We start from the raw sequence: 23,010 nt of genomic DNA on the forward strand, positions 1-23,010 counted from the left end.
AAACCCGCTGGTAAAAATAACATGGTCAAAGGCGGCCCCGCAGGAGCCGCCCGTGTTCAAGAGCAGAATATTACTATTATATGCCGTTACTTCGTTGCGCTTGCGTCAATCGATTGCGCGATCGCAACCATCTCCTCCTCAGTCAAATCAGCACTCGTAAGTCGGAATTCACTGCCCTCGTACGTCCACGTCAGCGTGCGCTGATCTTCGCCGTCGCTCAGCGAGCCCCATGTGAAGCCAAGGTCGATCATGAAGCCCGGCGAATATAACACTTCCTTATCCTTAGGCTGCGTCTGAATAATCGTAAAGTTGACGTCGCCTTGGTATCGGAGCATATAGCCAGGATTGCCGCCGAATACAATTTCATTCGCATCCTTGAACGACGCTCCGGATGGAATCCAGGTCGGCTCCATCATTTCGAAATCAACTGGGTTAGCAATCGTATCCTCCGCTTCAGGATCAGACTCGCTGCCCGTTACTCCTTTATCCCCCGTTGCATCGCCTTGCGGATTGCTGTCCTCTGGCGTACCAGCATTATCAGGCGTACCGTTCTCGCCAGACGCCCCCGAACCGGTCGACTCCGTACTAGACGTCGGTTGCCCGTTATTCGTGTCCGTTTGGCCCGGATCGGTAGCCGACTCTTGATTCGGTGTCTTATTCGATGGAGCAGGCGCGCCTCCCGCATTCAAGTTAGCCTGAGTATCGAATGCGCTTTTCTCAAACTTCGGATCGAATTTGAATTCGTTGAACACAACCTGAACCATGACAGCTGCGTTCGTATCGGACACTTCCACCTTGCTCGGCGCAAAATTATCTTTGTTCAGCCATATTTTTTGTCTAGCAAGCGATCCGTTCTGATAGTTAGCCATAACATCGAACACATAGGAATCGTTCTCTGCCGCGAACTGTCTCGACTCATCTAGCAAAATGCTAGAGAGAAGGGTTTGGTACAAATACACTTGGCCCTGATTATCCGGCCAATCGCTTTGGAACCGGAACACTTTGTTCAATCTCGGCGTCAGCACGAATACGCCGTCGTCATTGCGCAGCACAATTTGAGTGATATCCTTCTTCGCGTTCGTCAGAGCAATACGATAATAATGATCCTTCTGATACCATACCTCCACTTGATACTCTAAGGGCTGCTGGCTCGTATTGAGCGTCATTGTCCCTTTGGCCTGATAGCTGTCCAGCTTGTTCGCGACCGAGTTAAGCTCTCTAACAACCGACTCCGCATCTTTCTTCCCGCAGGCAGTAGCTACGATCGTGAAGCACATCAGAATGGCCGTGATCCAAATGATCCGACGCATGAAGATCAACCCCTCTGCACATTGTGTGAACAACTGATAACATGTCTATGTGCAGACTTGGCCAATTATGCAGCCGAGCCTCCTGCTTGGCCGTATATTTGAGAAGCGGCTCAACGCTCGCACGCTTGCTCGCCTGACGCTCCGTAAGTGCCTTTCGGCACTTATCTCGACCCGCTCACGCTCGCCGGGCGCTCCGTCACAACAATCCCCAATAGTCGGTTAAGAAAGGTATAAGCATGTACCGCTTTATTCTTGTGCCTGTCTTGCTAGGAACAGGACGAAGTCGCCCTTTCGCGCATAACAATGCGAACCTGTACTGCCCGCGAATCCATACCAGATCGATGAACATCGGCCGTCCTCGCCAATCTGCCGCTTCATATTCCGGGTGAACGCATCCAAGCTGCCGAATATTGGTCACCAGACCCGCTCCAAAAACAGCTTCTCGCCATGTCCGTGCCTCCGTTCCAAGCGGTTCCGGCGCTCGCCCGACCGTTGGTTCTGATGTGCCTTCAACCACTTTATATGCTCCTTCTCACAATCGTTCATCCTACTTCCTCCTCTCCTAATTTCAAACAAAAAACGTCCCGTTCCCCCGGAAAGGGTTCACAGGACGTTCTTCGTCACTTCAACTAACAGGACGTTCTTCGTCACTTCAACTATTCGTAAAATAACTTTTCGCAACGTGTGCAATCGACGCTGCATGATGCTGGTTCGTTCAGGACCGTTATTCTATCTCACTCACGTGAGCTCAGGTTATTACAAGAATCCGCCCCCGCCTCCGCCAGGGAGAAGCTTCTTCAGCCAGCCGCCGAAGCCTTTCGGATTGCGGCTTTGGATCAGGACGACGCCTTCGCCGCGGAACCGGCAGACGAGTCCCTCGCCGCTCTTAAAGCTGTTTATCCAGCCCTTCGACGCTTTCTCGACCGAATAGTTCATATAGTCAGGCCAAGCAACCAAATGCCCGTTGTCCACGACCACTTCTTCGCCAGGGCCAAGATTAAGCGCGTGGATCGCGCCGAAGGAGGACAGAAATACGGTGCCCCTTCCGCTAATCTCAACGATAAAAAATCCTTCGCCCGACAGCAGGCCGCGGCTTAAATTTTGCATTTTCGTATTGACCTCAATCCCGCTTGTGCCCGCCAAAAAGCCATCCTTCTGAACGAGCAGCCTGTAGCTGCCGTCCAGCTCAACCGCTTGAATGTCCCCTACCGAGGACGGTGCCAGCAGCACCTCGCCGCTCCCTCTTTCAGCCGACAGCTCTTGGAAAAAAAACGTTTCCCCGCTCAGCATGCGGCCTAGGCCGCGCATAATACCGCCGTCGGTCGTGCCGGAAACCTCGATCGACGGTGACATCGACACCATCGCACCGCTTTCAGCTTTGACAGTCTCGCCGCGATCAAGCATTACTTTGAGCAGCGCGAACGCGCCCTGATACATAACTTCATACTTCATAGGAGCCCCATCCTCCAAATCATGACTAATATGATTGCGCTATTGATCTTGCAAGTGTTTCTATCAATCTTACTTTCATTCTAACATTCATTCAGACATTCATTCCAGCCAAAAAGATTCGCTTACAGACCTGCCAGCTTGAACCGAACGATGCGCTTAACTGCCCGGTATCCGCAACGAAAAAGCCTCTGCATCCGTGACGGATTCGTCCCGTCCTATGCAGAGGCTGTATTCTAGCTATACGTTGCTTCCCGTCTCCTGCTTCTTCTGCTGCTCGCTGCTCTTCGGTTGATCCTCCTGGCTGCTGCGCTTGCTGGCATCATGCTGAGCGCGCTTCTCCATAATGAAAGTACGCCATTTGTCTGGATTTCGCTCACGAGCTGCCTTTACTTCCTTGTGCAGCTGCTCAACGGACTTGCCTTCCGTCGGAATGTTGAAATAGCGAGCCGCTTCCTTCAGCCGCTGCTCGAACTGAGCACGATGCTCCGCTTTGAACGACTCCCATTTTTGCGGATTCGCTTTTTTCGCCGCTTTTATTTCCTCGAGCAGCTGCTTGCTGTCCTTGCCGTCGGTCGCAATGCCGAAATAATTCGCCATATAGCGCAGCCGCTCTAGCTGATGCTTCTCGTCATGACGGCCATGGCCATGAATGTGTCCCCAGCCTTCCGCCCGCTCACTCTGCTTCGAATCAGCTTCCGGTGCCAATGAAGGACTGGCAGCGGCCGGTACGGCGGATAGCAGCAGCGCAGCAGCAATGCTAAGCGCAATACCTTGTTTACTCCATACCATCGTGCATACCTCCCGTTGTGGAATCACGGTTAGTATGGTCTTTATTACCAGTAATTATTCTTCTACTCGGTCTGGCTTAACGATTGAAGGCGCTGAAGCAGCTCATCCTTGGCAAAATGCTCCCCAATAAACACCGCGACATCGAACACTTTTCCCTGCGGCGTTATTCTAATGAAATCCGTCTCTTTATAAGCATATTGGAACAAAAAGCGGCTGGACGTCTCGCTGTCGCGGAACGTCACGACACCCTTGGCCCGGTACACGTTATCCGGCAGTGAGTTCAACAGCGCCTCGAACTGATGGCTGTCCACCGGACCGTCCAAATAATAAGTCAGCGCCATTACATGCTCGTGGCTGCTGTGCGAATGCTTCGCCTCCGTCCCGGTATGCTCGTGATCGTGATCCTGATGATCATGGCTGCACTCCGGTCCGCACACATGATCAAGGGTGATGCTGCTGCTATCGCGAGCGGATCGGCCGCGACCCGCCGTCTCTGGCGCCGCAAGGCTGGCGATCCAGTCACGGTCGACCTTGCATCGTACAGAAGCCAGCATCGGCGCGAACCCGTTTAATTCGCGGATTAGCTGCTCAGCCTCGAACAGCTCCTCCCCGGCAAGCTTATCGGCTTTGTTCAGCAGCAGCTGCGTGCCGCAGCGAATCTGCTCCTTCATCAGCCGGAACGTTCGACCGCCGGTGCGGCTGCGAGCAAGCAGCTCGGGGCCGTCAATAACCGCAATGACCGACTTTAGCTCGACTGGCGTATACATCGCCGTCTCCGTCAAGCCGTCGATCATCTCGAACGGATTGGCGGCTCCCGTCGCTTCAATCAGGACGACATCCGGCGAATGCTGATCGATGAGCAGCTTCAGCTCAAGGCTCAAATCACCCCGGATCGAGCAGCATATGCACCCGCCAAGCATTTCCGCCATCGGTACAGACGATTCGACCTCCAGCCCGTCCAGGTTCACATCGCCAAGCTCGTTCATGACAACCGCCGCTTTTTTGCCCTGCGCTTCATATTCATCCAGCAGACGCTTTAGCAGCGTCGTTTTGCCGCTTCCTAGAAATCCGGTCAGCACATGCACTTCAACTGCTGCTTGAGATGTCTTCGCTTCCATACGTTACGTTCTCCCCGTTCCTCTTCTTCAGTTCTAGCTCTTCATTGAACATTATAATCATCGTATATGAAAAAGAAGCGAGACGCAAAGCGTCTCTATAATGAAACAAGCTTGTCCGCCGTTCATCGCTGAACCGCAGACAAGCTTGTAATGAGTTACTTCACTAATCAAGCGCTTCGAGCAGCCGGAAAATCAACAATGCGCTTTCCGCACGTGTCGCCGTACCTTGCGGTACGAAACGGTTATCGCTCCGCCCTTGAATAATGCCGAGCGAATGCGCCGCGTTCACCGCCTCTACTGCCCAGACGGAGATTTGGTCCTGGTCATCGTACGAGGACTGGCTATCCTCAATCGTGTTACCCGTCACAAACGTATACGCACGCATAAGCATAACGGTCATCTCTTCCCGCGTAATGGCTGCATTTGGCGAGAATAACGTCTCGCTTCGTCCATTCACGATGCCCGCTTCACTGACCGCTGCTACCGCATCAGCATAGTACGCTGCGGGATCAACGTCGCTATAGCGGACAGCCTCCTGCGCTTGAAGACCAAGTGCACGCGCGAGCAGCGCCGCAAATTGTGCGCGAGTTACTTGAGCGGCCGGAGCGAAGCGGTCGGCGCTAACGCCTTGAATAATGCCTTGAGCGCTGAGCTTCTGAATCGCTTCCGAGGCCCAATGCTGATCGTTTAGATCCTTGAAGGGCTTATAATAATTCAATAATCCGTACGCGCTGAAATGATTCGTCTCAGCCGTGACGATATCCTTCTCCCGCTTTCCTCCGCGTACATAGTGAAGCGACCCGTCATCACCAATATAGAAAATATCGGTGATCGCTTGCTCATCAGCCGCATGAGCGTGGAACGACAGCAGCACGGGTTGTTCGAAGACGCTCAGCCTCTGCTCCTTGCCGTTCTCATCGACGATCGTAAGCGAGAGGCGGACAATGTCTCCTGCTGCCGTCAGCTCAGCCGCATTCACCTTGCTCGCTTGTTCTAGGAGAGATGCCTGCTCAGCTGGAGTGAGCGTGTCGATCCGCAGGACGATCGCTACTTTCGCCAGCTCCTGCTCGCTCAGCAAATGCTGCAGCTGCTTGATAACCGCCGCCGGTATGCGGACAGACGCCATTCCACTCGTGAATTCGATCGCCTTCAGATTTGCAAGCGCTTTGTCATTGGCACGGATTCGAACCTCGCCATTGATAGCTGCCTTTACGATGCCGTCACTGTCTGCATCAGGTAAGTCAAACCATTGATTGCCTTGATTCGTAGGCGGCGTAACTACAGGCACGTAGACGCCATTGTTGCTATTACCATCGTTACCACTGCTGCCGCCATTTCCGTTATTGCCATTGTTGCCGTTGTTGCCACCATTTCCGTCATTACCTTCGTTACCGTTGTTACCACCAATTCCGTCATTACCGCCGTTGCCGTTGTCGCCACCGTTTCCGTCATTACCATCGTTGCCGTTGTTGCCATCATTTCCGTCATTACCGCCGTTGCCGTTGTCGCCGCCGTTTCCGTCATCGCCGTCATTGCCGTCGTTGCCATTGCTGCTGTACGGAGCAGCCGACACCTCCGACGAATACGCGCTCTCGCCCGCCTTGTTCGAGGCTGTTACGACATAATAATAGGTCGTACCGTTCGTAAGTCCGGTGTCCGTATAGCTCGTCGTGCCATACACGGCGGACGCCACCGTCGTATAGGAAGCGCCTGACGTTGTCGATCGTTTCACATTGTACGTCAGCTCATCCTCAGCAGACACAGCGTTCCAGCTTAATGTCACTTGTCCATTCCCTGCTGTCGCATTCAGCCCTGTCGGTGCGTCCGGAACCGAATTAAACCGGATATTATCGATGTACATACGCCCTTGGAAGTTGCTGCCTGCATCCGCCATCACAAGCGTAATGTCACGAAGAAGCGTGTCTGGTCCGATTATTTTGTTGTCCGCAATATTCGTCAGATCGAACGATACAGGTACATAATACAAGCCTTCTGCTGTCTGCTGCAGCGTATCCAGCTTATCCAGCGGAACGTTCACGCTCTGTGCAGCTTGTGCCCAATAGCCGAGCGAAGGCGGTGCAAAGGCGAGATGAATCGAGATCGCCCCTTCACTGGCGCGAACCGGTGCGAAGTAGAAATCGAACGTCAGACGGTCATTCGTCCCTCTCGTCGTATTAATGCCGTTAAGAATCAGCCTTGGCGCCGATGCCCAACCGTCGGTCGGCTTCACGTCAGGATAAGCCGTATCCCAGGAGAGCGCGCCGGAGCCGCCAGCTTGCTCGATCGTCAGCGCGGTTTTCACACCGGAGCTGCTGTCCCAGTTCCAGCCCTGTCTGGTCGCTTCCTCGCCATCAAAGGTCGACGGCAGCGTTGCCGTTCCAAGCGGAGCATGGACAATTGGCTGCTCAACGACAGCGCGGTTGCCGGATACCGCAATGTTGTCCAATATTATTTGATCCGTGCCGGAAGCTGTACCAATAAATAAAATAATATTCGTCAGAACGTTGTCGGTCTCATGAGACGCAATCGTCTTCAAATTCGGCGCATCGTCCGCCGTTATCGTCAGCGTTGCCCGATAGCTGCCATCCTCCTGCAGCTCGAACTGCTCTGGTGTCACTTGCACCGCACGGTTCGGATTCGCCCAGCCAGCGGAGCTGCTCTGCGGAACCGCCGCGATGGCAACTGTCGTCTGTGACGGCGCAATGACGTCCATCGTCAGCTTCTCCGCACCAAGCACGTTCGGTCGTATTGCCGTACCGTCTGCCGAGATGCGCGGATTACCCCAGAAGCTCGTGGCCGACAGATCGTTACCGCTGCCTAAGCCTGTAATTTGCAAGCCGTTATTGACGTTCGACAGCGTGATCATTTTTACCGGGCTATCTCCATTCACGCCAAAGCCTTGCTCCGTGCCGTCATCGAAATTCCAAATGATCGTATGGAAGCTTTCTCGCACTGTCCGGTCAATCGGCTCATACGGAATGCCTTTAATTCTTGCCCGTACATACTCACCGGACAAGCTCAGCTCACGGGGCTCCCACAGCTGATCCGCGCCCGGGTCCAGATCCGTTGCATTTTGCTTGCCAAGCTCCAGCGGGATGAACGCTCCCGACGTTTCATTCTTGTTCGTCAGCGACCAGTTCACCCAGCTAATGTTGTTCTCGTTCAGGAACGTCAGCCATTCGTCCGCTTTGTCAAGGAACGGTCCGTTGTTGCCGCTCGCCTCGCTCGTTCCCCACTCTGTCGAGAAGACAGCCACTCCATGCTCAAGCGCATAGCGGGCATTGCTCATCACATTGCCGCGGTTGCTGCTGTCTGCAGCCGGCATATGCGTACCCGTATAGAAATGAACCGTATACGCCGTATTATCGTCGTCAATCGGATCATCCGCCGCAAGATCCGGACGCTGGCTCCAGTTCGGACTGCCGACGATGACGAGGTTTTCGTTGCCGCTGTCGCGCAGCATTCGAATAATCGGCTCGGCATACGATTTGACGGCTTGCCAGCCTGCCGCATCGTTCGTCACGCCTTCTCCTGCTACACCGCCGTCATTGCTGCTCGGTTCATTTGCCAGCTCATAGATGATGTTCGGGTGATTCGGATACAGCTCCGATATTTCCTTGAAGAAATCGAGCGCTCCGCTGTAAACAGACGCATTCGGATTGCCCGGTGCATGAACATGCCAGTCGACGATGACATACAAATCGTTCGCGATGGCATACTCGATCCCGCTAATGACCCGCTGCTTGATTACCGACGGATTCGATGCGTAGCCGCCCTCTCCAACATACATCGCTAGGCGAACGACATTGGAGCTCCAATCATTGGCAAGCGTAGCGAAGGCATTGTTATTCAAGATTTCCGGGAACCACTGCAGCCCATGCGTGCTCATGCCGCGCAGCTGAATCGGATAGCCGTCCTTGTCGCCAAGCGTCTTCTTCCCATCATGCTCAATGATGCGCAGCGCCCCCGCCTCTGAAGGCTTCTTGCCGGGCGCCTTCAATAACGGATCGATCGATGCCGGAACGTCAACGAACGGTCCCTCATCAGCCGCCGCTGCGCTGCCGACGACCGGCAAATAAGCTGCAACGAGCGCAGCGATCATGCATACGATCCATAACCGTCTTGCTTTGCTTAATCTCATAGGGCATCCTCCTGAATTAGATTAGCCCCTCACCTTTGCAAGCGCTTTCTAAAATGAAAGCGTGTTTTCTCTCTATCGTTACTATTTTACTTCCTTATAAGCTCGATGTGATGAGACGTTAGTCATATTTTGATACGAAATGTATCACAACAGCTCGATAGCTTGCAATAATAGCAGCATTCGGTTGAGCAAGACAGCCAAATATATGGTGAATCTTAGCAAATGAACCAGGGAGGGATCATATGTTCAATCCCAAAATTTTCTTCTACTAGTTGCGCCGAAGCTATGGCATGATAAGCCGAATTTTACCCGGTGCAACGGAGATGAGGATTGCAGCACAATCCATGAGCAATATGAGCTTCTACGTAACTACCAACGAACAAGCGGCTGGATTACTTGGTAATAAGAATAGAGTAGAAAGACAATCCAAAGTGAACTGCTCCCCGTCAAGTAGACAGTACAAAAAATAAAGATCTATGAAGCGGCCTTAGCCCTAAATTCAATGGGACTGAGGCCGTTTAGTTTTTTCTGTAATCGTTCGTAATTGTAAAAGTGGATATAATCATCAATGTCGTTTTTTAGTTGTTCAAAGGTCTGGTATTTATGTAAATAGTTGCAGTACTCATTTATTCTCACGAACTCAACAAAACACTCCGCTCCGCAACCCCCGACCGGCTTCCCAAGCTCTGCTTATCGTACAGCTGCTTATAAAAGCCGCCTGCCTGAAGAAGCTCCCGGTGCGTTCCGGCTTCGGCGATCCGGCCGTTCCGAAGCACGAATATGCGATCCGCGTGAATGACCGTCGAAAGCCTGTGGGCGATCATGACGATCGTTTTATCGCCGCGCATCCGATCGATGGATGCTTGTACGAACTTTTCACTCTCGTTATCAAGCGCGCTTGTCGCCTCGTCCAGCAGGACAATAGCAGGGTCTTTCAAGAACATGCGGGCAAGGGCGATCCGCTGCTTCTGTCCGCCAGACAGCTTGACTCCCCGCTCCCCCACCTCCGTATCATATCCGCTAGGCAGCGCCGTAATAAAATGATGAGCGAACGCTTTTCTAGCCGCAGCGATCACTTCTTCATCAGTCGCGTCTGGCTTAGCTAGCCGAATATTGTCCGCTATCGAGGTGCTGTACAGAAAGTTGTCCTGCGTAACGACACCCATCTGCTTCCTTATGCTTGCGAGCGAATAATTTCTAAGATCGTCCCCGTCTATTGTCACTTGCCCGCCCGTGACGTCGTACATTCTCGACAGAAGCTGCATGATCGTGCTTTTGCCCCCGCCGCTTTCGCCGACGAAAGCGTACGTTTTCCCACGCTCAAGTCGAAGCGAAACACCGCTGAGCACATTGTTCTTCCCATCATAGGAGAAGGACACGCGGTCGAATACGATTGCATCCTCGAAACGTTCCAGCTCCTTAGCCCCTTCCTGCTCGATGATTGTAGTCGGCACCTTCATAAATTCGAATATGCGGCCAAGGGCGACGCTGCCCTCCGCTATAACAGGAATCGCTTGGACGAGAGCGGCAACTGGCCCGCGCATTCGATCTACATACGCGAAGAAGGCGATTAAGCTTCCGAGCGTCAGCTCTCCGTAAATAACGAACAGGCAGCCGACAGATACGACCAAGAACGGCGTAATATCACTCAATACGTTCACCGCAGCAAGCGATACCGCCTGCGTCCCGGCTTGCCGGTCGGCAATCTGGCCATATTGCTCCAGATGGCGATCAAGCTGCTTACTTTCTTGTCGCTCCGATTGATACAGCTTTGACCACAGCGCGCCTTGAATTCGTTCAAGCACGAAGCCGCTTAATACCGACCGATAGCTCATCATGCTCCGAGTCGTCGCCTTCACTTTCCTCGACAACGCATGGGCCAGCAGAAATTGCAGGCTGACCAGCAGGACGCCAACAACTGTGAGCGTCACATTCAAGGTGAGCATGATTCCGATAACACACATAAGCACAATCATCTCGATCCATATGTTCGAGAACATGGCTGTCATATAACCGCGGACTTTTTCAATATCGTCAAAGAAACGGGTGCCGATTTCACCGCTGCGATGCTCCGTTAAATATTTGGCGTCGAGTGCGTGCACCTTGGCAAACGTATCTCTGCGAAGGGCAGTCATAACCCGGTTGTTTGCCTTGTTCATCCCGTACTGCCGGACGTATTCCATCGGCGCACGTACGACGAAGAAGACAGCAATCATCACAGCGGCTATAAGCAGCAGCCGGCCTGTCTGGTCCGCACGGGACAATTGATCGTCGCGCAGCAGATGATCGAACAAATATTTGATGACGAGCGGCACCGAGAGAGGAATAAGAAAGCGGAATAAGCTCCCGGCGAATCCCAATAGATACAGCTTTTTCTGTTGACGCACGTACGGCATAAATTGACGAAAATGGTTCATGAATGAACGCCTCCTAAATCATTCGGCCTACATTCATGTTACCGCCGCACAGCGCTCCTGATCGCGCAAGCGTTGCCCATACTGACGCAAAGAGTTGTACACGCTGACGCAAAAGCTTGCGCGGCGCACGCAAAAGCCGTCCATCGTGTTGGGCTAACAAGGAGCCTTATCCCCCGAAAAAGGGGGTGTCTAGAAAGACAGTACACAACTGACTTTCTGGACACCCCCTTCGATGCAGATCCAAACGAGCGATTGATGCTCAGCATAAGCCCCACTCGTCAATACAAATCCTCCGTCGGCAGAATGCCGAGGCTCTTCGCTTTCTTGATAAGCTCGACCCGGGAATTGACGTGAAGCTTCTGGAACAGCTCGGTCAGCGAGTATTCGAGCGACCGCTGGCTGATCATGAGTGTTTTTGATATTTCTTTGTTACTCTTACCCTTCGCCAGCTCCCGCAGCAGCCGATCCTCGTCTTGGCTGATCGTCGTCGGCTCATGGCCCGCATCGTCCTGTACCATAATTTCTTGACGGCGAAGCTGTCTAAGCAGCTGCATCGGAATGATCGCCTGCTTCCTCGCCGCGCATCGGATCGCCTGAATCAGCTCCTCGCGGGTCGAGGTCTTCGAGACGAAGCCCGAAACGCCCGACTCCATTAAGAGATTGAAATGCGGCGCAATTTCGAATCCCGAATAAATAAGAATGACGGCGTCCGGAACGTAATCGACAATTTTGCGCGCCAGATCGGCCCCATTGATATTCGGCATATAGAGATCGAGCAGAATGACATCATATTTGTTCAGCCGAACGAGATCCGTAACCAAATAGACGTCCGTCTCGATCGTTACGCGAATGTCTGGCTCCGACTCGATCAGCATTTTGGTCCCTTCGACGACCGACCGATGATCATCGATTAACAGAATGTTCATACGTCTTCACCTTTCTATCGTTTGCTTAGGAAACGTTACGTTCACATGAAACCCTTCATTCGGAGCGGATTGAACGTCGATGGCACCTTCCAGACTCAGTACCCGCTTCTCGATGCCGGCAATGCCCATATGCTGATAGGACCCCCCAAGCCGCGCTAGATCAACGCCAACCCCATCGTCCGAGTACCGGAACTGAATATGCCTCTCTCCATCTACCAGCGCGATCGTCACCCGGCTTGCCTGGGAATGCTTCGATGCGTTGTTGAGCAGCTCCTGTACGATTCGATATATCCCAAGTATTTGATCCTCGTGCAGCGGCGCCTCGAGCGCTCCGGCATGAAATTCGATCTCGTAATTTGCGAACATCCGGGCGTATTCGAATAAGCTTCGAAGCGATTCGACGAGCCCCATCTTCAGCAGGAACGGAGGGCGAAGCTCATTGCAGGTTATTCGGATCTGATGAATGGCATCAAGCAGTCCGTTCTCGATCTGTACCAGCTCTTCGTGCGAACGCTCATCGAACCGACTAGTGGAACGAAGCGATTCCAGCTTGCGGTACCAAATAATTAAATCCTGCAGCACCGTGTCGTGCAAATCGCTGGACAATGCAGCCCGCTCCTTCTCGGACAGGCGGAACATAAGCCGCAAAATCCATTTCGGCGTCTCATTCGTTCCGACGAGCTGCTCCAACCGTTTCATTAAATCTTCCGTCCGATGCAAATTATCATACAGAATCGTCACATAATGAACCGCTGTATCCAGCCATTCCTCTTCAATCCGATTAAGAGGCTCGGCAAGCTCCACGCATAGATAGACAGGATGCGGCTTCTCGCCGATTCGAATCCGGTAAGTATGAGGGGCTTGTCCCTCCTTCGCATCCGGCTCGTCCTCGATCGATACGTTGGAGGAAGGGAGAACCCTCCGCACCTCGTCAATAAGCCGCTCCTCCAGCTCAGACACTTTCATGACATTCGCCAAGTCGCTCGACAGTCGGTTCAAGCTCATTTGTAGAAATTTCGAGCGCTCCTCGCTTCGAACCAGCTCCTGCTGCTCCAGCTTCTGCTTCGTTATATCCTTCAGAATGCCATGAATACCGGTCAAGCTCCCCGCCACAAGAATCGGCACGAACGTAATGCTGACGATTCGCTCGCCGCTTGTCGTATGGGCAAGCCGGCATTCCGCATCGCGCGGTTTCCCTTCCTGCATCACTTCGAGCAGCGTCCGGTAAATTTCCGAATGATCCTCATCATGAATAAGGCCAATAAAACAGCGGTCCTGAAGCTTATTCGGCTCGATGCCGGTCGTCCGTTCGAACGCCTCATTCGCATTGACGAAACGCAGCCCTTCCAGCTCAAGCGAGAAGACAGCGTCAAGATTGTGCTCGAACAACGATTTATATCGTTGCTCGCTTTCTTCCAGGGCAAGCTCCGCCCGCTTCTTGTCTGTTATGTCCAGCATAATGCCATCCAGCCGCTCCACTTCTCCGTCTCGGCTGCTAAATGGGTGGATAATTAATTGCCCCCACCTGGTCTCATCAGGAATATGTATCCAACGGAACTCCTTGCGGACAGGAAGCCCCTCGTCCAGCCGTTCTTTCACCTCGCCCATAAGCGCTTCGTTATCTTCCGGATGAATATGATCATGAAGCCGAATCGGCCTCTCGATGACCTCCTCCTTCGGAAGCCCGGCTACCCGCTCCGTATTGCCTGCGAAATAATGATAGCGCGTAAATTGACTATCGGTTGACCAGACAGTAGCATTCACGTTGTCCAAAATATTTTCCAGCAACTGTTCCGTCTGCTTCCGTCTTGTCACATCGCGAACAACCGCGACGACATATTTAACTTGTTCATCCTCGTCCAGAACGGGCTTCACTCTCGTCTCCACGTCGATCGTCCGACCGTCGACATGACGAAGTCGGTAGTCGACATCAACCGGCTTCTTCTTCGTTACCGCCTCATACAGCCACCCACGTATTCGATCCTGATCGTCCGGCACAATAATTTCGAAGGCGTCCATCCCCTCGTACTGCTCGACGGTATACCCTGTCAAAGGATAAATAGAAGGAGATACGTAGTGGACGACGGCGCTGCTGTCGACCACCACGATCGTATCCATCGTATTCTCTGCCGCGATCCAATACAGCTCATCTCTGCCGATAGCTCGGCCGTTCGTCCTCCTGGTCGTCATAAGTCCGTTCTCCTCTACAGTACGATTCGTTAGCTTCTTCATTCATTATATCGAAGCTGCTTCCAACTATCGCGCAAAAAAACGAGGAAGTCCGCAAAAAATGCAGCGCCTCTTCACACGACATGAACGCTTCTGCTAGCTCGCGGCTTCTGCTTCAATAACGAAGGGAACGGTAAATACGCGGTCGCTGCGCTGGAACTGCGCCCATATTTTATACACGCCGCTGCTCGGGAAGGACGTCTCGAATACGGCCTTGGGACCGGACTCCTGCCCCTCCTCGGCATGAACATGAATGTACCGTTCCCCATCTTCAGACACAATGACAACATGTCCGATCGCGCCCAAATAAGGCTGAAGATCGGTGATCGGCTCCCCGCCGGACGACTCCGTAAGCGTAAACGTCAGCACAGTATTCTCATTCACACCCGGATTGTCAATGTCTAACTGAACGTTCACCCCTTCTTCCGTCTTCATTAGCGAACGGTCCGGAACAACAGGCTTCGACGGAGCCGACAGCCCTTGCAGCGTCACCCATTCCATTGTGGTCATCGAATCTCCATCGGAAGGCTTAAAATCAGCAATCAGCTTGTATTCACCGCCAGCCGGGAACGTATTCTGAATTTCGAAACGTCCCTCGCCCGCATACTCGGGGTGGATATGATTAAAGTAAGATAAATCCCGACTAATGACGATTAGATGGACGAGTTTCTCATGATTCAGGTCGAACGATTCAATCGGCGTCCCGTCTTGCTTCTTCAGCGTAAGCTGAATTGTCGCTGGAATGTCCCCATTCGGGTCGTCACTCGATTCCAAATCCGGCTTAACCGTCCAGACAGCCGTCACGTCATCTGCGAGCAGCCGGTCGCTAACCTCCTCCAGCTGCTCCTCCTCCCAGGAAGAGCCAGAGCTGCAGCCGGAGAGGAGGACAGCGACTAAGAAGAGAATATAGAGCAGCGGTTTATTCATATCGAAGCGCCTCACTTAGCGGAATTCTAGCCGCACGGCGCGCTGGCGCAATGCTGGCGATCAGGCTGACAGACACGCCGAACAGCGCAATAACAAGCAGGATGATCCACGATACGCCGAACTGATAGGTGAGCGAATGAATTTCCAGGAACGTGGAGGTCAAGTAGATCAGCATCGTTCCAAGCAGGCAGCCGACGACCGTCGCACCAAGCCCCATCCCGACTCCTTCGAGCCGAATGATTCGAACGACTTGGCGCCGGGTTACACCGACCGCTCTCATCATGCCAAGCTCACGAACCCGTTCCATAATGCTCATCAAGAGCGTATTAGCAATGCCAATGCCTGAGATGATAATCGATAGTCCGACCAAGAAGTTCACGATGGTGAAAGAGCCTGTATAGGCGGCACCGATGACGCTCACCCAATCCTCCGGTCCGAACATCTCCATAATGCGCGAGCCGAATTGATCGAAAATACGCTCACGCAGCTGCAGCGGCGACACCGTATCATCTTTAATGACCAGTGCATTCTTCTCATATTTGATACCGAACACGTCTTGGAATTGAGACTTGCGCATGAATGCGCCGTAGCCGTTATTTTTCATCGTCTCCACGACAGCAACGACTTGGAACGACTGCATGCCATGCTGCGTATCGAGCTCAATCCGCTCTCCGATTTGGCCCCCCCACGTGTTGAAGGCGATTCGGTCGAGCACCAATTCATCCTGCTTCAGCTTGCCCAGCAGCTCGCTAGGCTGATGTCCCTCCGCCGTAAAGAGCGGGAATCGAGCCATCCAATCCTCTCCGACACCATATACGGTTAACTGCCGCTTCTTCTCCTGCACTTGCCATACCGCTGTATGCTGCGCATACGTCTCTGCCCCAGCTACGCCTGGAATGCTCCTTAGCTGCTCCAGATCCGTCTTCTCGATATGGTGAAGATGAACGTCCAGATCGCCGCCATACGTCTCATGAATGACTCGTTCGAACGACTGGACAAGCGCACTATTGAGCGAGCTCATCAGGACGATCATCGCAATACCAAGACATAGAATGACTGATGTCATCGTCGTCCGGCCGCGGCTGCGGCTCAAGTTGCGCGACGCCATCGTACCGCCGAAGCCGAGTACAAGCCGGTACACAGGCCGCAGCAAGAACAAGAATCCGTCGAACAGATATGGGAATAACAGCACAGCGCCAAGCATGAACGGAATTAGCAAATATAAGCTTTTGATGAAGAACGCCGACACTAGCAAGAGGACGCCCGCAGGGACAAGCCATATGCTCCGTTTCGGTCTGCTTACAGAAGGCACTTCGTCCTTAAGCGAAGCCATAACGCTTACTTGTCCTGCCTGACGAATCGGATACAGCGCTGCAAGCACCGGAATGATCGTTCCCGCTGGAATTGCGACCCACAAGCCTTGCAGCAGCTGAAGATTTCCTTGCTCGTTAATGCCGAACAGCATGAAGATTACCGCCTGCAGCAGCTCCGCCAGTCCGTATCCGATCATGAGGCCGACCGCCGTTCCGATAACCGACATCAAGAGTACCTCATATGTTACGATCGTTCGCAGCTGCAGCTGCGTATAACCAATCGTCTTCATAGCGGCAAATTCCTGCCTGCGCTCCTGCACACTGACGAACAAGGAGTTGAAGATAATAAACGCGCTGAGTGCAATGCCAAGCAAGCCAGCCAAATAAAGCAGCATAAAATAGGTGTTCAATTCCTTAGACTGCGCATCGTAGTCGATGACGATCGGCTGCACATAGATGCCGCCCTGCTCCTCTGCCAGCCGATCGAGCTGTTCGCCGATAGAAGGCAGGTCCGCCTCGCGTTCCGCTTTCACCTGAATCGTGTCGATCTTGCCGTCAAGCTCGAACCATTGCTGCATTACCGGAAGCGGCACCGCCACCGACCAAGGATGGTACTTCGCCATCGTCCAGCTGGACGGCCCCATCAGCTCAACCGTATATTTGACGATCGCAGAGATTTTAATAGTACGTACACCGTTGTCTGTATCAAATGTAATCGTGTCGCCAACGGATGCTTTCCACACATTGGCAGTTCGATCCGTAATAACTGCTCCTCCTTCCGACAAGCTGCCCTCGATAACCTTAAAGCCAGTCAAAGCCGTATCCATTCGGCTGTAGCCGGTAAGGTCAGCCCGCTTCTGAATTGCGGACAAGCCATCGTCATCAAGCAGAAGCTTCGTGCTTTCTTTCAAGACAGCAATGGCGTTAGTTCCTTGGATCGTTTGAATCTGTTGAAGGACCGTGTCCTCGAAGTAAGCATTCTTCCCGTTGATAGCGTAATCAGCTTTGCCGAACGCCGCCTTAAGATAGAGCGGAAATGTCCGCTTGGCGGAGTCCACCGACGTTACAACACCAAGGGCAGAAGCGACGCCGATCATAATGGAGATAATCGTTAGAAATGTACGAAGCTTGCGTCTGGTCAGGCCTCGCCACGCGATCTGCCATAAGCTCATAATTAGACCACCTTTCCTTCCTGCACCACTTCTCCGTCACGAATCCGAATCATTCTGCTTGCCGCTCTAGCTGCCTCCTGGTCATGTGTGACCATCACGATTGTAATGCCTTCCTCGCGGTTTAATCTCGTCAGCAGCGACAGCACACTCTCACCCGTCTTCTGATCCAAATTGCCGGTCGGCTCGTCTGCCAGCAGGAATGCAGGCTTCATCGCCAGCGCTCTCGCAATGGCGACCCGCTGCTGCTGACCTCCACTTAACTGAGAAGGATAATGGGATGCTTTATCTGCAAGACCGACGTCCTGCAGCAGTCGGTCGACTGTCGATTGAATTTCTTTCTTGGAAGCTTTATTAGCGGCCATCGGCAGCGCCACGTTCTCCGCGACCGTCATCATCGGAAGCAGCTGATAGTTTTGAAAGACGAATCCGATCTTCGTACGTCTAAAGAGTGTTCTCTCTTTCTCTGTCATCCCGCTCAGCTCGATACCGTTTATCTTAACGCTTCCGGTTGTCGGAAGATCGAGCCCGCCGAGCAGCTGCAGCAGCGTGCTTTTGCCAGATCCGCTCGGTCCCATAATAGCGATAAATTCCCCTTGACCAATAGTCAGATCGGTCGGCTGCAGCGCGGTGAACTCGCCAGCCTCCAGCTCGTAGATTTTGGATACATTGGATAGTTGAATCATTCGTGTGAGCCCTCCTATTAACATTTCTTCTCATGTGATCGCTCTGTTATCTGCTCTTATCTTAAGGGCCATCGGCACAATCGAACGCGCAAACAACTACTTTGCCAGCGCAAATATTTGCGCGTCAAACGCAAATAAGCCTCCTTGAATATGTAATAGAGTAAGAGGCGATTGTGGGATGAATATTTAGATGCATATGAGTAGTAGGAGGAACGGGCAGGTTATTTCTCTTTATATTTCTATTGAACTATAAAATTACCAACCTTTAGGAGGATTTGTTCATATTATGTCGAATATCTAGCATTCGAATTTATCATTTCGACATTTTTCATTTGGGAGAGAAGTACTTTGTTGTCAAACATCACAAAGCATATCCAGCTGAAGCCGTCCGTCCGACTTCTATCCGCCATTGCCATATCGGCTGCGGTCTTCGCGGCTTCGGTCCCGTCACCGGCACAAGCTGCAGCTCAGACGGCCTCGGTATCGAACCAATCGATCGTCAATCCGATGCAGGTCTATTCCTATACCCGCATGAGCAAAGACTTGCAGGCGCTTGCCGCCCGTTATCCCGACCTTATTACGCTGGATTCAGCAGGCAAGAGCGAATACGGCCGTACACTATGGATGGCGGATATTGGCCATGGACCTGCTGTTATTTTGCTTAACGGCGCCCATCATGCCCGCGAATGGATTACGACTATTACGTTAATGAAACTGCTTGAAGAGATGGCCGTTCAATATGAGAAGAACGGCACGGTCTCGGGCGGACTTCGCGCCCGCGATCTGCTTGACCGCGTTACGTTCCGCATCGTCCCAATGGTCAATCCGGATGGCGTAACGCTGCAGCAACAGGGCTTGAGCGCCTTCCCAGAAGACTACCATGCGGGGCTCATCTATATGAATAACGGCAGTCGCGACTTTAAACGCTGGAAAGCGAACGCCCGCGGCGTCGATCTCAACCGCCAATATCCGGCTGACTGGGCCGGTATCAGAAATGTGAGCAAGAAGCCGTCCTATATGAACTATAAGGGTACCAAGCCGCTGCAGGCGAAGGAAGCACTGGCGATGTATAATCTGGCACTGTCCACGAAGCCTGAAATTGCGTTATCCTACCATAGTTCCGGTGAGATCATCTATTGGAATTTCCATACCAAGAAAGAAAATTTCAACCGCGACTATAACTTTGCTTCCGCCTATGCGAAGCTAACAGGCTATTCGCTCGTCACACCGCAGCCCAATCCGTCCGGAGGCGGATTCACGGACTGGTTCATCCAACAATTCGGGAGACCGGCGTTGACACCAGAGATTGGCCGTGCCGCCGGATCGACGAACGTTCCGCTAACGGAATGGAGCCGAATCTGGAAGCAGCACAAAAATACAGTATGGATGATAGCAGAGAAAGGCTATGAATTGTGGCTGAAGCGGCAGACTGCTGCCAAATCGACTAGCGATGTTCGACTGCTTGCCGCTGAGAAAGGATACCAGTTCCCGGAACTGCGTGCGAAGACAATGGGAACTGTCTATGAGGGGCGCTACAAGACACTGCGTCAGAAAGGGGACTGGCTGGAGATCGCCACGTCGAACGGTCCGCGCTGGATCTCCTCCCGCTCCGTCATTCAAGGCCCGTTCGAGCAGACGAACGATTTGACCGTCAGCTTGACGAAGCAAACGGTCCATTATGCAACACCGCTCTCTACCCAACCATCCGCCGTCAAGCTTCAAGCTCAAACAGCCGTCGTCCGCGAACGGTGGAACGACTGGCTGTACGTCGCCGCTGCAGAGGGGATGATCTGGATTCGGGAAGCCGACCTGCCGGAAGGCGCTTTGATAACGATCATCGAGGAACAACAGGAGGAAACGGAGACGCAGACAGAGGAAGAGACAAATACTTCGTCGGAGGACGAGACGATAACGCCGACGGAGGGTGAGACTACCTCGACGGAAGAACCGACCGAACCGGATAGCGGAGATGAGAAGCAAGAAGGGGAGGTAAGCGAGACGAAAGATAGATAGCGTATCTAATGGTGAGTCGCTAAGTTCGATGTAGGTTACATTGTTGTCAATACAACTCCACGGCCTACAGCCCCCTGCCATGAGAGATGTTCTTTCACAGCGAAGCGATGGAGGCCAGCATAATGGAATGCTGGCCCCATCGCTTTTTACGATTTAGTATTTCACCTTTCTAACATATGCGGAGTATGGCAATTGTCCGCAGCCTCATTGTCTTGTTTATCTGGATGCTGCTGTATTTTTGGTAATTGGGAGTAAACCCTGAATCAGATATACTTAATTCAAGGATAGTGATTAACATGAGCTTTGTCAGAAAAATTACAAACAGTGATGCTTTAAAGCATATCGTTGATCTCCCTGAAGAGCTTCAAAATCAAGATGTTGAATTAATCATATTACCTATCAGAGAGCCATCTCCACTCAAACAGACACTTTCCCCTTCTCCTACCGCTAGAGGCGCATTGAAACAATACGCCAACCCGGATTTAATACGATTTGAACAAGACGCTTGGGAAAATGGTATACAAGAAAAACATGAACATCGTTTGATGCTAATTTAATACTGCGTTATTTGCTTCAAGATGTTGCTCAGTTCAATGATCAAGCGCGTGATAAAATTGAAAACTATAGTATATTCATCCCCAATGAAGTTATGGCTGAAGTCGTCTATGTGTTGGAAAAAGTATATAAAGTGGAACGAGCTCTCATCTCAGATTCGCTACGAAGCTTGCTCTACTACAGCAATATATCCGCGCATGACAAAAACATCCTTATTGAAGCATTAAAGGTCTACAGTGAAATCAAAATCGATTTTGTTGACTCTTTGCTCTTTGCTTACTCGAAACTCGGTGGTCATACCGTTTTTACTTTTGACCAGAAACTTAACCAAATGATTAATGGATTACGCGAATCTTATAATAGGCTTCTCATAACAGAGTATTGAGGCAGGTGATCCTTGCACATAGCCACAACATGGTTCCGGTTTTTCGCTATAACGTGGAGCCAAGCCTTATCTTGGCGGCTTTATCAATTACAACGCTCAGGTTATGACGATTTACGTACTCTACTGAGCCAGAATGAGCATACAACAATAAGTGTCGTCATGATCAAGGTATTGGCGAGGCCTGCATCGAATCCTTGGCTTCCCCCGCTGATCCATTCATTCGGACCTAACTGAATCTGGATTAAGCTGTCCTCGGTGCCGATAAATCGGTTCACGGTATTCCATGCAAAGTGGAACCCGATCGGCAGCCAAAGTGATCCCGTCATTTCACGCAGCAGCGCTAGAAAGACTCCAGCCAAAGCTAGGTTTATTAATACCAGTGGATTGGATAATACATCGTGCCCCAGCGCATGCAGGGCAGCAAACGGAATAGCAGAAATGATGATACCGGACCAAATACCGAAGCTACGTTTGATCATTTCTTGAATATAGCCTCGGAATAGAATCTCTTCTGTAATGGAATCGCATAAAGCGAGGATGGCGGCAACACCCATACTGGCGAATATCGCTTGACTGATTCCGAATGACTCGAAATCTGCTTCTCCAACGATAAAGACGGCAATAAACGAAACAAGAACAAGAACGATGCCGTAGAGCGAACCGGACAAAAGCAAGAACGGTTTTCGATTACCAGCAAGTCCAAGCGATAAGGACCGATCCTTCTTGAATATTAGCAGCATGAGTATAACTGCTCCCAGGATGACAAAAAACGATTTGGGACCGTTCAATATGTGCGGCATTTCCTCAGCATCAATAAAAACCATCATGAGTACATTAAAGATCGCGCTAAGTCCAGTACAAATTGCAAAAGTTAATACGATCTTTCCGAATACAACTAACGCTTTCATGCAAGCTCCCCCTGCAAACGATATTGCTCAGCTCCTTGTGCTGATGTTTACAGTTTAAGGGGGAAAAGTCACAACGAATTAGTGCCATTTAGTCATAAGTCCTGGTTTATGACTTTTACTAGACCCGCCTCTCTCGCCTTCTTAGTAGCCTCCACCCTACCCTTCACATTAAGCTTGGCATAAATATTAGAGATGTAGTTCTTCACAGTGCCTTCACTAAGAAATAAGCTCTCCGCAATTTCCTGATTCCGCAAGCCATTCGCCAGCTTCTGTAGAACGGTGATTTCTCTGCTGCTCAGCTCAAAATCATTTGTTTTCGCTTTGGTCGCTTTGTTTTCTTTATGTTCTCCATTTAACTCCCGTTCCTTTAATCTTTGAACAACGTCAGACGCCATATCTTGAGAGATTAGAGTGCCGCCCAAATGCACAACGCGGATTCCTGCAACCAAATGCTTGGGGTTAATGGCCTTCAATAAGTAACCTTCCGCCCCATGACTCAATGCAGATAATACATAGTCGATCTCTTTATAAGACGTAAGAATAATGATTTTAATCTCCGGGTATAGCTCCTTGATCATTTTGGTCGCTTGGACACCATCAAAATGAGGCATATTGATATCCATTAGAACGATATCCGGGTGGAATTCCTTGCACAGATGAACGGCTTCATGA

Annotated in this window: 19 protein-coding genes; 3 read left to right on the top strand and 16 right to left on the bottom strand. The window is 51.7% G+C overall.

Annotation, left to right across the window (positions count from 1 at the left end):
* Positions 1 to 86: 86 nt before the first annotated feature.
* The 14 genes from PXY01_RS18860 to PXY01_RS18920 all read right to left on the bottom strand — a co-directional run bounded on the left by PXY01_RS18860 (position 87) and on the right by PXY01_RS18920 (position 18,477).
* On the bottom strand, positions 87 to 1,310 hold the full coding sequence (locus PXY01_RS18860; protein ID WP_127572136.1) for a DUF4367 domain-containing protein: 1,224 nt from the start codon (positions 1,308 to 1,310) through the stop codon (positions 87 to 89).
* Positions 1,311 to 1,506: 196 nt separating this feature from the next.
* Positions 1,507 to 1,728, bottom strand: coding sequence for a hypothetical protein (locus PXY01_RS18865; RefSeq protein ID WP_127572137.1), 222 nt, complete (start codon positions 1,726 to 1,728; stop codon positions 1,507 to 1,509).
* The gene (locus tag PXY01_RS23100; RefSeq protein WP_262385084.1) at positions 1,725 to 1,856 is read right to left on the bottom strand and encodes a hypothetical protein; all 132 of its coding nucleotides are present in this window, start codon (positions 1,854 to 1,856) and stop codon (positions 1,725 to 1,727) included. Before PXY01_RS23100 ends, PXY01_RS18865 begins: the two co-directional genes overlap by 4 nt.
* Positions 1,857 to 2,066: 210 nt before the next feature.
* Positions 2,067 to 2,762, bottom strand: a complete 696-nt coding sequence (locus PXY01_RS18870; RefSeq protein WP_127572139.1) for a TIGR00266 family protein — start codon at positions 2,760 to 2,762, stop codon at positions 2,067 to 2,069.
* 237 nt (positions 2,763 to 2,999) lie between these two features.
* On the bottom strand, positions 3,000 to 3,551 hold the full coding sequence (locus PXY01_RS18875; RefSeq protein ID WP_127572141.1) for a hypothetical protein: 552 nt from the start codon (positions 3,549 to 3,551) through the stop codon (positions 3,000 to 3,002).
* Between the two features lie 62 nt (positions 3,552 to 3,613).
* Complete coding sequence (locus PXY01_RS18880; protein ID WP_127572143.1) at positions 3,614 to 4,669, bottom strand: CobW family GTP-binding protein; 1,056 nt, start codon at positions 4,667 to 4,669, stop codon at positions 3,614 to 3,616.
* A gap of 163 nt (positions 4,670 to 4,832) precedes the next feature.
* Complete coding sequence (locus PXY01_RS18885; RefSeq protein WP_127572145.1) at positions 4,833 to 8,810, bottom strand: carbohydrate-binding domain-containing protein; 3,978 nt, start codon at positions 8,808 to 8,810, stop codon at positions 4,833 to 4,835.
* Positions 8,811 to 9,284: 474 nt separating this feature from the next.
* Positions 9,285 to 9,446: an IS3 family transposase gene (locus PXY01_RS23105; RefSeq protein WP_127572147.1), complete on the bottom strand. Its 162-nt coding sequence runs from the start codon at positions 9,444 to 9,446 to the stop codon at positions 9,285 to 9,287.
* Complete coding sequence (locus PXY01_RS18895; RefSeq protein ID WP_127572149.1) at positions 9,443 to 11,227, bottom strand: ABC transporter ATP-binding protein; 1,785 nt, start codon at positions 11,225 to 11,227, stop codon at positions 9,443 to 9,445. Before PXY01_RS18895 ends, PXY01_RS23105 begins: the two co-directional genes overlap by 4 nt.
* A 278-nt stretch (positions 11,228 to 11,505) precedes the next feature.
* Positions 11,506 to 12,153: a response regulator transcription factor gene (locus PXY01_RS18900; RefSeq protein WP_127572151.1), complete on the bottom strand. Its 648-nt coding sequence runs from the start codon at positions 12,151 to 12,153 to the stop codon at positions 11,506 to 11,508.
* Between the two features lie 6 nt (positions 12,154 to 12,159).
* Positions 12,160 to 14,343 carry a sensor histidine kinase gene (locus tag PXY01_RS18905; protein ID WP_127572153.1) on the bottom strand — a complete coding sequence of 728 codons (2,184 nt, stop codon included), beginning with the start codon at positions 14,341 to 14,343 and terminating at the stop codon, positions 12,160 to 12,162.
* Positions 14,344 to 14,478: 135 nt separating this feature from the next.
* Complete coding sequence (locus tag PXY01_RS18910) at positions 14,479 to 15,309, bottom strand: DUF8832 domain-containing protein (RefSeq protein ID WP_127572154.1); 831 nt, start codon at positions 15,307 to 15,309, stop codon at positions 14,479 to 14,481.
* Positions 15,302 to 17,794 carry an ABC transporter permease gene (locus PXY01_RS18915; protein WP_127572156.1) on the bottom strand — a complete coding sequence of 831 codons (2,493 nt, stop codon included), beginning with the start codon at positions 17,792 to 17,794 and terminating at the stop codon, positions 15,302 to 15,304. The genes PXY01_RS18910 and PXY01_RS18915 overlap by 8 nt, the downstream gene beginning before the upstream one ends.
* A 2-nt stretch (positions 17,795 to 17,796) precedes the next feature.
* Positions 17,797 to 18,477, bottom strand: a complete 681-nt coding sequence (locus PXY01_RS18920; protein ID WP_127572158.1) for an ABC transporter ATP-binding protein — start codon at positions 18,475 to 18,477, stop codon at positions 17,797 to 17,799.
* 351 nt (positions 18,478 to 18,828) lie between these two features.
* Here PXY01_RS18920 and PXY01_RS18925 point away from each other — a divergent pair, with 351 nt between their 5' ends.
* The 3 genes from PXY01_RS18925 to PXY01_RS18935 all read left to right on the top strand — a co-directional run bounded on the left by PXY01_RS18925 (position 18,829) and on the right by PXY01_RS18935 (position 21,430).
* Positions 18,829 to 20,490, top strand: a complete 1,662-nt coding sequence (locus PXY01_RS18925; protein ID WP_246028004.1) for a M14 family metallopeptidase — start codon at positions 18,829 to 18,831, stop codon at positions 20,488 to 20,490.
* Between the two features lie 296 nt (positions 20,491 to 20,786).
* Positions 20,787 to 21,047, top strand: coding sequence for a hypothetical protein (locus PXY01_RS18930; protein WP_127572160.1), 261 nt, complete (start codon positions 20,787 to 20,789; stop codon positions 21,045 to 21,047).
* An 11-nt stretch (positions 21,048 to 21,058) separates the two neighbouring features.
* Complete coding sequence (locus tag PXY01_RS18935; protein WP_246028005.1) at positions 21,059 to 21,430, top strand: type II toxin-antitoxin system VapC family toxin; 372 nt, start codon at positions 21,059 to 21,061, stop codon at positions 21,428 to 21,430.
* Positions 21,431 to 21,531: 101 nt separating this feature from the next.
* Here PXY01_RS18935 and PXY01_RS18940 read toward each other — a convergent pair whose 3' ends face one another.
* Together PXY01_RS18940 and PXY01_RS18945 are read right to left on the bottom strand one after the other, a co-directional pair.
* Complete coding sequence (locus PXY01_RS18940) at positions 21,532 to 22,338, bottom strand: CPBP family intramembrane glutamic endopeptidase (RefSeq protein ID WP_127572162.1); 807 nt, start codon at positions 22,336 to 22,338, stop codon at positions 21,532 to 21,534.
* 92 nt (positions 22,339 to 22,430) lie between these two features.
* Positions 22,431 to 23,010 (bottom strand): LuxR C-terminal-related transcriptional regulator (locus PXY01_RS18945; protein ID WP_164744487.1); only part of this gene is annotated, 580 nt, incomplete at its 5' end.

This window comes from Paenibacillus xylaniclasticus (assembly GCF_004001065.1).
Lineage (GTDB): Bacteria > Bacillota > Bacilli > Paenibacillales > Paenibacillaceae > Paenibacillus_T > Paenibacillus_T xylaniclasticus.

Excerpts from the sequence above, each read along its gene's own strand:
- PXY01_RS23100 (WP_262385084.1), bottom strand. The coding sequence starts at position 1,856 with ATGAACGATTGTGAGAAGGAGCATATAAAGTGGTTGAAGGCACATCAG.
- PXY01_RS18910 (WP_127572154.1), bottom strand. The coding sequence starts at position 15,309 with ATGAATAAACCGCTGCTCTATATTCTCTTCTTAGTCGCTGTCCTCCTC.
- PXY01_RS18895 (WP_127572149.1), bottom strand. The coding sequence starts at position 11,227 with ATGAACCATTTTCGTCAATTTATGCCGTACGTGCGTCAACAGAAAAAG.
- PXY01_RS18870 (WP_127572139.1), bottom strand. The coding sequence starts at position 2,762 with ATGAAGTATGAAGTTATGTATCAGGGCGCGTTCGCGCTGCTCAAAGTA.
- PXY01_RS18875 (WP_127572141.1), bottom strand. The coding sequence starts at position 3,551 with ATGGTATGGAGTAAACAAGGTATTGCGCTTAGCATTGCTGCTGCGCTG.
- PXY01_RS18920 (WP_127572158.1), bottom strand. The coding sequence starts at position 18,477 with ATGATTCAACTATCCAATGTATCCAAAATCTACGAGCTGGAGGCTGGC.
- PXY01_RS18880 (WP_127572143.1), bottom strand. The coding sequence starts at position 4,669 with ATGGAAGCGAAGACATCTCAAGCAGCAGTTGAAGTGCATGTGCTGACC.
- PXY01_RS18885 (WP_127572145.1), bottom strand. The coding sequence starts at position 8,810 with ATGAGATTAAGCAAAGCAAGACGGTTATGGATCGTATGCATGATCGCT.
- PXY01_RS18860 (WP_127572136.1), bottom strand. The coding sequence starts at position 1,310 with ATGCGTCGGATCATTTGGATCACGGCCATTCTGATGTGCTTCACGATC.
- PXY01_RS18940 (WP_127572162.1), bottom strand. The coding sequence starts at position 22,338 with ATGAAAGCGTTAGTTGTATTCGGAAAGATCGTATTAACTTTTGCAATT.
- PXY01_RS18905 (WP_127572153.1), bottom strand. The coding sequence starts at position 14,343 with ATGACGACCAGGAGGACGAACGGCCGAGCTATCGGCAGAGATGAGCTG.
- PXY01_RS18930 (WP_127572160.1), top strand. The coding sequence starts at position 20,787 with ATGAGCTTTGTCAGAAAAATTACAAACAGTGATGCTTTAAAGCATATC.
- PXY01_RS18900 (WP_127572151.1), bottom strand. The coding sequence starts at position 12,153 with ATGAACATTCTGTTAATCGATGATCATCGGTCGGTCGTCGAAGGGACC.
- PXY01_RS18915 (WP_127572156.1), bottom strand. The coding sequence starts at position 17,794 with ATGAGCTTATGGCAGATCGCGTGGCGAGGCCTGACCAGACGCAAGCTT.